Raw genomic sequence first — 12321 nt, 5'->3', positions numbered from 1 at the left:
GACGTGGACGTCCCGATCGGGTCAGTAGGGGTTACCGGTGCCGGGGAGGCGGCCGCGGAGCAGGCCGCCGGGGCGGCCCGGCTGCAGGCGCCCGCCGCGGCGGGCCGCCGGCGTGGGCGCGGTGCGCGATGCCGTCGATCAGCTCGCGCAGCGCGGCGACGGCGTCGACCGTGGGGCGCCAGCCGAGCTCGGCGCGGGCCCGGGCGGTCGACATCAGCGGGGCGCTCAACGCGAGCCGGACCCAGCCGGCGTCGACGGGCTGCAGGCGCAGCCGCCAGGTGAGTGCCGCGCCGCCGCGCAGGAGCGCGTCCGGCACCGGGACGCGGCGCCCGTGCAGCAGGGTGGCGGCCACCTTCGGGGTGAGGACCGGCTCGGCGGCGATGTTGAACGCGCCCCGGGCGTCGGACTCGATCGCCCTGACGTAGGCGTCGGCGACGTCGTCGGCGTGGACCGCCTGCAGGCGCAGGCGCGGGTTCGCCGGGACCACGGGAACCCGGCCGAACCGCAGCAGCCCGGTCGGGGCGAACGGCCCGAGGAAGTAGCGGGCGATCTCGGTGCCGGCGTCGCGCTGGAAGATGAGGCCCGGGCGCAGCCGCACCACGCGGATGCGGTCCTGCACGGCGTCGAGCATGCCTTCGAGGGTGACCTTGTCGCGGCTGTACGACGAGGCGGCCACCCCGGTCGCCGGCCAGTCCTCGCCGACGAGGTCGTTCTTCGGGCCGGGTGCGTAGGCACCGACCGACGAGGCCGCGACCAGGCTCGGCACGCCGGCCTCGACCGCGGCGGCGATGACGGCGCGGCTGCCGTCGACGTTGGTCCGCCGCAGCACCCGCCGGTCGTGGCTCGGCTGGATCTGCCAGCCGAGGTGCACCACCGCGTCCGCGCCGCGGAAGAGGCCGGTCAGCGCGCCCGTGGCGTCCGGCGCGCCGATGTCGCACGCGCGCCAGTCGACGCCGGCGTACGGGCCGCTCGGCTCCGGCAACCGGCGGGCGACGCCGGTGACGTCGTGGGCGCCGAGCCGGCGCAGCAGCGCGGTGCCGGCGTTGCCGGTGGCACCGATGACGACGATGCGCATGCTCAGCCCACCGATCCCGGCCGCGTCGTCGTCATGGCCGGGCCGCTGCCGCCCGTGGCGTCCCGCCGGCCGGGCCGCTTCGAGCCGGCCGGGGTCGCGGCGTCATGGCCGGGCCGCTTCAGGCCGGCCGCGCCGCCGTCCTCATGGCCGGGCCGCTTCGAGCCGGCCGGGGTCGCGGCGTCATGGCCGGGCCGCTTCGAGCTGGCCGTCGCGGACGCGGGTGCGCAGCAGGGCCTGGTCGGAGCCGGGCGGCCGCGCACCGCCGTGCCGTCGGTGAGCCGGAACGCGCTGCCGTGCCACGGGCAGCGCAGGCACCGCTCGCCGCCGACGTCGACGGTCGTGCCGGCGCTCAGCGGGCCGCCCTCATGGGCGCACCGGCCGGCGAAGACGGTGAACCGGTCGCGCTGCCGGTACACCACGATCGGGGTCTCCCCCAGCATGCGGGTGCTGACCTGCCCGTCCGGGATGGCGTCGGTGGCGCCGAGGCGGTGCCAGCCGTGCGGGAGCAGCTGCAGCGCCGTGGCGCTGTGGTTGACGCCGGCGCCCTGCCCGAACGCCAGGTGCCCGCCGAGGTAGGCACTGGCCCCGGCGACCCCCAGGCCGGCGAAGGACAGCGCCCGGCCACGGTCGTGGCGGCCGCGCAGCCGGGCTGCGACGGAGGCGGCGAACAGGCCGAGGGCCACGGTGTTCGCGGCGGCGTGCACCAGTGCGACCCGCCGCTGCTCGCGCGACAGCGTCGCGTAGTCGGCGGCACCGGTCATCGCGGCGGGCAGCGCACCGGCGGTCCCGGCCGCGAGCAGCGCCGTGGCGGCGTGCCGGGTGCCGGGCAGCAGGTCCAGCACCGCGGCGCTCATCCAGGCGCCGACGGGGAACTGCACGACTGCGGGGTGCAGCGGATGCCCGATCGGCATGCCGTGCAGGAGGTCGCCGAGCCGGCCCCTGCCGACGGTGCCGGCGGCCAGCGACCGCACCCGGTCGGCGGCCCGGTCGAGCGAGCAGGCACCTTCGAGCCTTGCCAGCAGCCTCCGCATGCACGGTCCCATGCCCCGGAGGGCACCGCCGAAACACGTGCCCGGCGCGGGCCAGGCCACGCCGGGACACGCGGGGTGGCTCAGCCGATGACGGCGCGCAGGACCACGATCGCGAGGAAGACCACGATGAACGCGAGGTCGATGGCCATGCCGCCGAGGCGCAGCGGGGGCAGTGCGCGGCGGACCGGCGCGAGGATCGGCTCCGTGACCGCGTGGACGCCCGTGATCAGCCGGGACCTGACCGAGCCGTGCGCCGTCGGGCCGGCGAGGACGACGCTCCAGTCGAGGACGGCGCGGGCGATCAGCAGCACCTGCATCAGCAGCAGCACCAGACTCACGATGCCGAGAACAAGACCCATGTGGTGCCTCCAGTGACCGGGTGGGACGTTGCTTCAACTGTGCGTCACGGATCTGTGGATCCGCTGAGTGCCGGCTGAGATTTGATTCATGACCGGGGCCGGCGTGCCGATGCCGACCTGTGTGAGCAGGGTGGCTGGCTGGCGTCCGACGGGTCTGTTGCTCGCGGCCGTCGTGGTGCTGGTCCTCGCGGAGGCGTGGTTCGCCGTGGGGCTGACCCGCCCGACGCCACAGCTGGTGAGCTGGGTCGCGGTGCCGTTGGCGGTGGGGCTGGCGGTGCGGGCGTGCTGGACGACCAGCGTCACGGCGGGGCTCGCGCCGGGCGCGCGGCGCTTCTGGCGGCACATCGGGCTCGGCATGGTCTTCATCGGGCTCGGCGGCGCCAGCAACGGCGTCGACATGATCCTGGGACGGGCCGCTCCGCAGCACGTGAGTGGTGTCACGGCGGCGGTGTACCTCATGGGTCTGGTCTTCATGCTCTGGGGACTGCTGCGGATCCCCGGCGCCCAGCGCAGCCGTGGCGAGTGGCTGCGGTTCGGGCTCGACACCGCCACCGTGCTGGTGACCGTGATCACCTTCGCCTGGCACTTCGTCTTCCGGCACTGGGAGCGCTGGTCCGGCGGGAACACCGCCGGCACCTGGGCCGTCCTGGCGATCGTGGCGACCGGCTCGGTGTGCGTGTTCGCCTTCATCAAGGTCGCCTTCACCGGCACCGGCCCCCTGGACCGGCGGGCCCTCTACCTGCTGGCGCTGTCCGGCGGCGGCGGCGCGACCGGCGGGGCGCTCACACCGCTGCTGACCGATCGGCCCTATCTCAACGGTACGCCGGTCGTCCTGCCCCTCACCTGCTTCATCCTCTGCCTCGCCGCGGACCGGCAACGGCGCGCCGCCGGGGTCGAGCCGGCCGCGGTGGTGCGGCGCAACCGGCGGCCGTTCGTGCCGTACCTCGCCGTCTTCGCCACCGGCGTGCTGCTGCTGGCCGACGCGGCGGACGACGGCGACGACGTGCTCGGCGTCGCCCTCGGCACGGTGGTGCTGATCCTGCTCGTCGCCGCCAGGCAGGCCGCCGCGCTGCGCGACAACGCCGTCCTGCTCGACACCCTCGACGGCCGGTTGCGGGAGGTCGTGGAGTACCAGCAGACCCTCGCGTGGCAGGCGACCCATGACGCGCTCACGGGACTGGCGAACCGGCGGCTACTGATGCAGTACACCGGCGAGGTCCTGGACGAGGGCGGCGACGCGGTAGCCGTGGCGCTCATCGACGTCGACGACTTCAAGGGCATCAACGACGACCTCGGCCACGCCGTCGGCGACGCCCTGCTCAGCGCGGTCGCGGCCCGGCTGTCGCAGCTGCGGCCCGCCGGCGGCCTGGTCGCCCGGCTCGGCGGCGACGAGTACGCGCTGGTCTTCCGCGCCGACGGCGAGCAGCGGGCGCTGCAGGTCCTCGCGGGGGTCACCGCGGAGCTGCGCCGGCCGCTGGACGCCGCCGGGCACGCCCTGGTCGTCGAGGCCAGCATCGGCCTGGCGATGTCGGGCGACCCGTCCCCCGCGGACGCCGGCCACGAGCTGGTCACCGCCGATGAGCTGCTGCGCCGCGCCGACGTCGCCATGTACGAGGCGAAGGCCCAGGGCAAGGGCCGGCGCGTCACGTACGGGCCGTCGATGGACCAGCACAGCGCCGAACAGGCCCGCACCGCGGCCGACCTGCGCATCGCGCTGGACACCGGCCAGCTGCGGCTGCACTACCAGCCGATCGTGCGGCTGTCCGACGGGCGGACCGTCGCCGTGGAGGCGCTCGTGCGGTGGCAGCACCCGCAGCGGGGCATGGTCCGCCCGGACCTGTTCATCCCGGCCGCGGAACGCACCGGCCTCATCGTCCCCGTCGGCCAGTGGGTCCTGACCGAGGCCTGCCGCCAGGCGGCCCGGTGGCGCGACGAGCTCGGCACGCTGGAGTACGTGTCGGTGAACGTGTCACCGCGGCAGCTGCGCGAGGCCGGCTTCGCCGCGCAGGTCCAGGCGACCCTGGACAGCGCCGGCCTGGAGCCGCGGCACCTCACCGTCGAGGTCACCGAGACGGCCGTGTTCGACGGCGGCTCGGGCCTGGAGGAGCTGCACCAGCTCAAGCGCCTCGGCGTCAACGTCGCCCTCGACGACTTCGGCACCGGCCACTCGTCGCTGGGCCTGCTGCGCACCTGCCCCGTCGACCTGCTGAAGGTCGACAAGTCCTTCATCGACAACATCACCGACCAGGGCGAGCGCTCGGTGATCGCCGAGGCCCTCATCGGCATCAGCGACGGCCTGCGCCTGCGCGCCGTCGCCGAGGGCGTCGAGACCGAGGCCCAGGCCGAGGTGCTGCGGCGGCTCGGCTACCGCTACGCCCAGGGCTACCACTTCGGCCGCCCGATGCCCGCCGACCAGCTGCAGACCCACGTGCGTGCGGCCCTCCCGGCGGCCGTCGCCTAGGGCGTCATCGCGCCCGCCCATCCTGCCGCCGTCCGCCCGGGATGCGACCGGTTTCCTGCCGGGAGAGGATGGCCTGCATGGGCCAGAGCGTGCCGTTCCGGGTCGAGATCGCCGACGAGGTGCTCGACGACCTGCGGCGGCGGTTGCGGGCGACCCGCTGGCCGGAGGCGGCGACGGTGCCGGACTGGTCGCAGGGCGTGCCCTTGGACTGGGTGCGGGACCTGTGCGGGTACTGGGCCGACGGGTACGACTGGCGCGCCACCGAGACGAGGCTCAACGCGCTGCCCCAGTACCGGATGAAGATCGACGGACTGCGGATCCACTACCTGCACGTGCGCTGCGCCGACCCCGACGCGCTGCCACTGGTCATGACGCACGGCTGGCCCGGGTCGGTGGTGGAGTTCCTGAAGGTCGCGGGACCGTTGAGCGATCCGGCGGAGGGACCCGCGTTCCATGTGGTGTGCCCGTCGCTGCCCGGGTACGGCTTCAGCGACCGACCCGCGGAGCCCGGCTGGGGCGTCGAACGGACCGCGCGGGCCTGGGTGGAGCTGATGGCGGGCCTGGGCTACGAGCGGTTCGCCGCGCAGGGCCACGACTGGGGCACCAGCGTCAGCACCGCCATCGCACAGCAGCATCCCGACCGGGTCATCGGTCTGCATCTGGTACCGCCGCTCGCCGCGCCCGACCCGGCCGGCTTCGACGACCTGACGGACGCGGAACGCCGCAGCCTCGCGGACCTGGAACGGGCCGGCGCGGTCGAGGACGGGTACAGCCTGGAGCAGTCCACCCGCCCGCAGACCATCGGCTACGGCCTGGTCGACTCCCCCGCCGCGCTGTGCGCGTGGATCGTGGAGAAGTTCCGGGCCTGGACCGACTGGGAGCACCGCACGTTCACCCGCGACGACCTGCTGGACAACCTGATGCTGTACTGGCTGCCGGCGACCGGGGCGTCCTCGGCGCGGATGTACTGGGAGAGCTTCAAGGACGTGCAACGGCGCTTCACCGCCGGGACCACGGACGTCGTGACCGTCCCCACGGGCGGCACGGTCTTCCCGAAGGAGATCCCCCGCCCGTCGCGGCGGTGGGCGGCCCGCCGGTTCACCGACCTGCGGTACTGGAGCGAACCGGACCGCGGCGGCCACTTCGCCGCCTTCGAACAACCGGACCTGTTCGTCGCCGAGGTGCGCGCCTGCTTCCGCGCGTTGCTCGCCTAGGCTCCCGGATGTGGAGATCGACGCGTACCTGCGCAAGTACAGAGCCGGCGGCTACGAGGTCGAGCGGGTCGAACGCTCGGTCTGTGCGGCCTGTGGTGGCACGCAGTTCCGGCTGTGGGTCGACGACGAGGCCGGGTACGCGGCGCGCCGGTGTGAGGCGTGCGAGGACGAGTTCGTCATGCTCGACAGCGCCGATCAGGAGGACGAGCAGGACGGCGACGAGGCCGGCTGCCCGTGCGGCGGCGAGACGTTCGAGATCGCCGTCGGCTACGCCCTGCGCGGCGACGGCGAGGTGCGGTGGGTCTCGGTCGGGATGCGCTGCCTCGCCGACGGCGCCTGCGGCGTGTACACCGACTGGAAGATCGACTACGGGCCGACCGGGCACCTGTTCGGCCGCGCTTGACCGGGCTGGTACTCATGAGGGCATGGACGTCGACATCGCGCAGACCGCCGCCGCCGTGGTGCCGTTCGTGGCGGCCACCGTCGTGGCGTACGGGACGCAGACCCTGGAGAAGCTCCGCGACCGCGCCTCGGACGCCACCGTCGCCCTCGGCCAGCGGTTCCTCGGCCAGTTGCTGACCCGGGACCGGCCGGCGCTGACGTCCGCCGTCGAGGACCTGGCCGCCGACCCGGCCGACGAGGACGCCACCGCCGCGCTGCGGCTGCAGATCCGCAAGGCCCTCACCGACGACCCGGCCCTCGCCGCGGAGATCGCCGGCATGCTCGCCGCCCAGACGATCCACATCGAGGCGTCCGGCGAGCGGTCCGTCGCCACCCACACCAACGACGGCATCATCAGCACCGGCGACGGCGCCACGTTCCTGCGGTGACCGGCACCCGATCGACGGCTTCAGGGCAGCGCGCCGCCGCCGTCGGTACCAACTACGGCTCGATCTTCACCGGCGACGTGCAGCACCTGCCGCCGGCCGCGTTGCGCACCCCTGCCGAGGTGCCGATGCCGGCCGGGCTGGTCCTGCTGCCCCGCCCTCCCACGGCGCCGTTCCTGGGCCGCGCCGACGTCCTGCGGGCGCTGGCCTCGTCGCTGTCCGCAACCGGCACGGGAGACGTCACGCAGGCGATCCACGGCCTCGGCGGGATCGGCAAATCGGAGCTCGCGCTGCAGTACGCGAGCGGCCACCGCGCCGCGTACCCGCTGATCTGGTGGATCACCGCCGACGGCCCGGAGCGCCTCGAGGCGGGGCTGGCCGAACTGGCCCGGTGCCTGCACACCACGTCGGTCCTGCTCGACACGACCACCACCGACGCCGCCCGCTGGGCCACGCTCTGGCTGCAGTCCCACCCCGGCTGGCTGCTCGTCCTCGACGACGTCGAACGCCGCGACGACGTCGCCGCGCTGCTCGGCCGCATCGGGCACGCGGGCCACGTGGTGATCACGACCCGCCGCAACGTCGGCTGGCGCGGCACCGCCCACCCGCTGGCCCTCGGCGTCCTGGACCCGGCGTCGGCGGCCGGCCTGGTGAGCGACCTGACCGGCCGCGAGGACGAGGCCGGGGCCCTCGCCACCGACCTGGGCCACCTGCCGCTCGCGTTGGAGCAGGCGTCGGCGTACGTCGCGCAGCAGCAGATCCCGATCGCCGCATACCGGCGGCTGCTGGCGTCGCACTCCGCGCACATCCTCGGCACCGCCGACGCCGACGGCGACCCGGAGCGGACGATCGCCCGGATCTGGCTCGTCACACTGGATGCGGTCGACGCCCGTCACCCGCGGGCCCGGACGCTGCTGAACACGATGGCGTACTTCGCCCCGGACGACATACCCCGCGACGTGCTCACCGCCGGCGACCTCGACCCGGTCACCGTCAATGAGGCGCTGGGCGTCCTGGCCTCGTACAACATGATCACGCTGACGGACACCACGGCAGGCATGCACCGCCTCGTCCAAGCCGTCGTGCGCCAGCACGACCCTGACGGCGCCGGCGCCGAGGCCGCCCTGGCGCTGCTCTGGGCCGCCAAGCCGGACGGTGACATACAGACCGTGGTCACCACCTGGCCGCGATGGCGGCACCAGATCCCCCACATCGAGCGTGTCGCGGCGGCCATTCCCGACGGGTCGGCAACGATGGCGCTGGCCGAGCTGCTCGGGGGCGCCGGGTTCTACCTCTGGGTGCAGGGCCGGCACGACACGGCATTGCAGTACGAGCAGCGCGCTCTGGCGATCACCGAGGCCGCCCTCGGACCCGACCACCCCGACGTCGGCACCTGTGTCAACAACCTGGCCAGCACCCTCGGCGACCTCGGCCGGCCGGACGAGGCGCTGCCGCTGCGGCAACGCGCCCTCACCATCGCCGAGGCCGCCCCCGGTCCCGACCACGAATCGGTCGGGACCCTCCTGGGCAACCTCGCCGGTACCCTCAACGCGCTCGGCCGCCCCGAAGAGGCCCTGCCCCTGCACCGGCGCGCCCTGACCATCACCGAAGCCGCCCTCGGAGCCGGCCACGCCGACGTCGGCGTCCGGCTCGGCAACCTGGCCTACACGCTCAACATGCTCGGCCGGCCCGAAGAGGCCCTGCCCCTGCAGCGGCGCGCTCTCGCCGTCACCGAGGCCGCCCTCGGGCCCGAGCACCCTGACATCGGCATCCGGCTCGACAACCTGGCGGGCACGCTCAACGACCTCGGCCGGCCCGAAGAGGCCCTGCCCCTGCAGCAACGCGCCCTGGTCATCACCGAGACCGGGCTCCGGCCCGGGCACCCCGACCTCGGCGTCTGTCTGGACAACCTCGCCGCGACGCTCAGCAAGCTCGGCCGCGTCGATGAGGCCCTGCTGCTACGGCAACGCGCCCTCGCCATCACCGAGGCCGCCCTCGGACCCGGGCACCCGAGCGTCGGCGTCCGCCTGAGCAACCTCGGCCACACGCTGCACGCTCTCGGGCGCACCAGCGAGGCGATCGCGCTGTTCGGGCAGGCCCTGGCCATCACCGAGGCCGCCCTCGGGCCCGATCACCCCACCACCGGGTCGCGTCGCCGGTCACTGCAGTGGATCAGCGACGGTGGGACCGCGTAGCGACGGGTCACCGGCGCAGCAGGTGGAAGGCGGTGTCGCTGCCCTGCTCCTCCGCCATGCGCAAGGCCGCCGCGTAGGCGGCCCGGTCGGCGGGTGGGCGGCCGTCCGCCAGCGCCGCCAGGGCGTGCAGCGCCAGGTCGCGGGCGTCGTCGGTGGTCAGAGACGGCAGCAGCGCGAGCACGTGCTCCCAGGCGCCGGGCAGCTGCCGGGCGTACCGCTCGACCGGCCCGGTCATCGCCGCGAACGAGTCGACGTCGGCGGTCAGCATCGCGGTCAGGATCTGCGCGGCGGGCGCGTCCAAACCGGGGCGGGCCGCGGACGTAGCATCGATGACGTGCGCCGCTGGGTCGTCATCGTGCTCGCGTTCGCGGTCCTCGCCGCGGCGGCGGTGCACTTCGGGCGCCGGGTCGGGCCGCCGCAGACCCGGCACCAGCCGGTCGCGATCCGGTTCCTCGGCGAGGGCGGCGACCCGCTCGTCATCATGGTCGGCATCGAGTGGCACGCCGACGGCTGGTGCTCCGGGCAGTTCGTCGTCACCGCCGCGGAGACGTCGACCGAGGTCCGGGTCTTCGACGTCGTCAGCCGCACACCACGGGGCAACGGCGGGTGTGCCGGGCTCGGCTCCGACGGGCGCACGGCCTGGGTCGACCTCACCATGTCGGCGCCGCTGGGCGCCAGGACCGCGGTCCGCGCCGCCGACGGCCACGTCCTGCCCATCGTGAAGACGGGCCCGTGAGTTCGGGCACCGGTTGGCATGAACGTGCGAGTCGCGGCCGGCGGCACCGGCGCACGATGACGGCATGGCTTACGCATACCCTCCGCAGCCGGTGTACGCGATGCGCACCACCGCCCCCGTCTCGCTCCACGTCGTCGCGATCTTCCAGTACCTCGGCGGCCTCTTCATGCTGGGGATCGCCGCGCTCTTCGGTCTCGCCGCGTCGGACATGGCGGCGCAGTGGGACACCCAGTTCGGGACCCGCATGTCGGCCGCCACGCCGCTGATCGCGGTCGTCGTCGGCGTCTTCGCCACCGTCGGCCTCATCGCGATCGTCCTGGGCCGCAAGGTCCAGCGCGGCCGCAACTGGGCCCGGGTGCTGCTGACCCTGCTCAACGTCCTGAGCCTCGCGTCGGTGGCATGGCAGGTGTACAGCACGTCGCTGTTCACCGCCGCCACGATCGTGAGCGTCGCCGTGCCGGTGCTGTTCCTGATCCTGCTCAACACCAGGGCCGCGCGCTCCTGGTGCCGTTACGGCACGTACTGACCGGTGAGGGCGCGCAGCGCGGCGGCGATCTGGGCGACGGCGACCGCCGCGTCCCGGGTCAGGGCGAGCTTCCTCGGGAAGTTGTGGAACGTCCCCTGGTACCGGGTCGCGATGACGGGCACGCCGGCCGCGGCGAGCCGCGCCGCGTAGCGCTCCGCCTCGTCGCGCAGGATGTCCAGCTCCGCGGTGACGATCACCGCCGGCGGCAGGCCGGCCGCGTCCGCCAGGAACGGGTCGAGGTCGGCGTGGTGCCGGTCGACGCCGGGCGGGGCGAAGGCGTCCCAGAACTCCACCATCTCCTGCGGCTGCAGCCCGTCGTTGCCGAGGTCGGGGTAGTCCATCGCGGGGCTGGTCACGGGGCAGATCAGCACCTGCGCGACGAAATCCCGCCCGGCGTCGCGGCCGCGGCGGGCGGTGACCGCGGCGAGCAGCCCACCGGCGGAGTCGCCGGCGACCGCCACGGCTGTCGGGTCCAGGGCGTGCTGCCGGCCGTGCACCTGCAGCCAGCCGGCGACGGTCTCGATGTCCTCGAACGCGGCCGGGAACGGTGACTCCGGTGCCCGGCGGTAGTCGACGGCGAGGACGGCCCAGCCGGTCTCCGCGGCGAGCAGGCGGCACAGCCCGTCGTGCGTGCTGAGGTCGCCGAGGACCCAGCCGCCGCCGTGCGCGTAGAGCAGCACCGGCGTCACGGCGTCGGCGCCGTCCTGGTACAGGCGGACCGGGACACCGTCCGCGTCGAGGTCCCGCACGAGCCGGACGGCCCGCACCGGACCGACCTGCTCCCCGACCGCGTCGAGCATCGCCTGCCGCTGCGCTACATGATCCATCCCAGCAGTATGCCGGGTCAGCCGATGCTGTTCGCCCAGCGCCAGTTGGCGAGGAACCCGCCGGCCTGCGAGCCGAAGAAACAGGTCCAGAGGTGGGTGGCGGCGTAGGGGCCGATCCGGCGGAAGACGGCCCTGCACTCGCGGCGGCGGCTGCCGAGGGCGTAGACGATGGCCAGCCAGTTGTCGCAGAGCACGGCCTTCGGGTGCGCCGGCGGGCCGGCCGCGTGCCACTTCGCCACGCACGCGTCGACCTCCTGCTGGACGTCGGGCCGCTGGAAGTACGCGCGGGAGTCCTTGACGGTCCGGTCGGTCACCCTGCCCCACGAGAACTCGCGCATCGCGTACTCGAGGTGGGCGAGCAGCGGCAGCATGGTGACGCCGACGCCGGGCGGGGCGGCGTCGGCCGTGCCGCGGGCGATGGCGAACATCGTGTCGTGGGAGCCGAACCACTTCGCGCAGTGGAAGTCGACGGCCCTGGCGTTGAGGTCGAAGTCGAACGGGTCGCGGCGCCGGCCCTCGGCGAGCGCCGCGTGGAACCCGTCCCCGTCGCCGCGGGAGTACATGGTGCGGCACAGGATCGTGCAGGGCGCCGGGTCGGCGCGGTCCACCGCGACCGCCCGCTGCGCCTGCACCTGCGCCGCCGCCGACAGCTCGTCGAAGCGCAGGAACTGCTCCCGGGTGGTGCCGGCGGCCGAGGCGCTGCCGCGGGCCTTGGAGGCCCGCAAGGACAGGGTGGCGGCGTTGAGGGTGATCGCGGTCGGATCGTCCGGCGCCGCCGCCAGCCACTCGTCGAGCCAGCCTCCACCGCCGTCCGCGGCGGCCTCGCCCAGGACCGTGATGCGGTGCCCCCGCCGCTCCCAGCCGGTGCCGGCGGCCGCGATGACGGTCTGCGCGGGCAGCCAGTAGCCGGTGGTGGCCAGGGCCCGCGCGGCGCGCAGCTCGTGGTCGTCGAGGGCCCCGTCCTTGTCCGGTAACGGCGGCCTGCTGTGGAGGGGGGATCCGAGCATCCCAGGATCGTAGGTGGCGCGGCGTCCCTCCATCGTCCCCCGGCCCGGGATGCGCTACTGTCG

General features: G+C 74.5%; 13 protein-coding genes. 7 read left to right on the top strand and 6 right to left on the bottom strand.

The features are described from left to right. Positions 1-31: 31 nt before the first annotated feature. The 3 genes from OHA72_RS31810 to OHA72_RS31800 form a co-directional block, all read right to left on the bottom strand. Positions 32-1075, bottom strand: coding sequence for an NAD-dependent epimerase/dehydratase family protein (locus OHA72_RS31810; protein ID WP_326999714.1), 1044 nt, complete (start codon positions 1073-1075; stop codon positions 32-34). Positions 1076-1077: 2 nt separating this feature from the next. Next, entirely contained in the window at positions 1078-2106 is a 1029-nt protein-coding gene (locus OHA72_RS31805; protein WP_326999713.1) for a Rieske (2Fe-2S) protein, read from the bottom strand. Positions 2107-2186: 80 nt separating this feature from the next. Continuing rightward, positions 2187-2465: a YggT family protein gene (locus OHA72_RS31800; RefSeq protein ID WP_326999712.1), complete on the bottom strand. Its 279-nt coding sequence runs from the start codon at positions 2463-2465 to the stop codon at positions 2187-2189. Positions 2466-2586: 121 nt separating this feature from the next. Here OHA72_RS31800 and OHA72_RS31795 point away from each other — a divergent pair, with 121 nt between their 5' ends. The 5 genes from OHA72_RS31795 to fxsT all read left to right on the top strand — a co-directional run bounded on the left by OHA72_RS31795 (position 2587) and on the right by fxsT (position 9162). Then, positions 2587-4926: a putative bifunctional diguanylate cyclase/phosphodiesterase gene (locus OHA72_RS31795; RefSeq protein ID WP_326999711.1), complete on the top strand. Its 2340-nt coding sequence runs from the start codon at positions 2587-2589 to the stop codon at positions 4924-4926. 77 nt (positions 4927-5003) lie between these two features. Beyond that, positions 5004-6140 carry an epoxide hydrolase family protein gene (locus OHA72_RS31790; protein WP_326999710.1) on the top strand — a complete coding sequence of 379 codons (1137 nt, stop codon included), beginning with the start codon at positions 5004-5006 and terminating at the stop codon, positions 6138-6140. A gap of 10 nt (positions 6141-6150) precedes the next feature. Further along, the gene (locus OHA72_RS31785) at positions 6151-6543 is read left to right on the top strand and encodes a hypothetical protein (RefSeq protein ID WP_326999709.1); all 393 of its coding nucleotides are present in this window, start codon (positions 6151-6153) and stop codon (positions 6541-6543) included. 22 nt (positions 6544-6565) lie between these two features. After that, positions 6566-6970 (top strand): hypothetical protein, encoded by a 405-nt coding sequence (locus tag OHA72_RS31780; RefSeq protein WP_326999708.1) that lies wholly within the window; start codon positions 6566-6568, stop codon positions 6968-6970. Then, on the top strand, positions 6967-9162 hold the full coding sequence (gene fxsT, locus OHA72_RS31775; protein WP_326999707.1) for an FxSxx-COOH system tetratricopeptide repeat protein: 2196 nt from the start codon (positions 6967-6969) through the stop codon (positions 9160-9162). Before OHA72_RS31780 ends, fxsT begins: the two co-directional genes overlap by 4 nt. Before the next feature lie 7 nt (positions 9163-9169). On the opposite strand, the gene OHA72_RS31770 is transcribed toward fxsT, so the two are convergent. Next, positions 9170-9430 (bottom strand): hypothetical protein, encoded by a 261-nt coding sequence (locus tag OHA72_RS31770; RefSeq protein WP_326999706.1) that lies wholly within the window; start codon positions 9428-9430, stop codon positions 9170-9172. Between the two features lie 66 nt (positions 9431-9496). On the opposite strand from OHA72_RS31770, the gene OHA72_RS31765 reads away from it, so the two are divergent. Both OHA72_RS31765 and OHA72_RS31760 read left to right on the top strand, forming a co-directional pair. Further along, complete coding sequence (locus OHA72_RS31765) at positions 9497-9898, top strand: hypothetical protein (RefSeq protein WP_326999705.1); 402 nt, start codon at positions 9497-9499, stop codon at positions 9896-9898. Positions 9899-9962: 64 nt separating this feature from the next. Continuing rightward, positions 9963-10424: a hypothetical protein gene (locus tag OHA72_RS31760; protein ID WP_326999704.1), complete on the top strand. Its 462-nt coding sequence runs from the start codon at positions 9963-9965 to the stop codon at positions 10422-10424. Here OHA72_RS31760 and OHA72_RS31755 read toward each other — a convergent pair. Both OHA72_RS31755 and OHA72_RS31750 read right to left on the bottom strand, forming a co-directional pair. Continuing rightward, a complete protein-coding gene (locus OHA72_RS31755) occupies positions 10409-11251 on the bottom strand; it encodes an alpha/beta hydrolase (RefSeq protein ID WP_326999703.1) in 843 nt (280 codons plus the stop codon). The genes OHA72_RS31760 and OHA72_RS31755 overlap by 16 nt on opposite strands. Positions 11252-11268: 17 nt before the next feature. Beyond that, positions 11269-12258 (bottom strand): hypothetical protein, encoded by a 990-nt coding sequence (locus OHA72_RS31750; RefSeq protein ID WP_326999702.1) that lies wholly within the window; start codon positions 12256-12258, stop codon positions 11269-11271. Between the last annotated feature and the right edge of the window lie 63 nt (positions 12259-12321).

Source organism: Dactylosporangium sp. NBC_01737 (genome assembly GCF_035963215.1).
Taxonomy (GTDB): domain Bacteria; phylum Actinomycetota; class Actinomycetes; order Mycobacteriales; family Micromonosporaceae; genus Dactylosporangium.
This window is presented reverse-complemented; position numbering and strand designations above follow the sequence as displayed.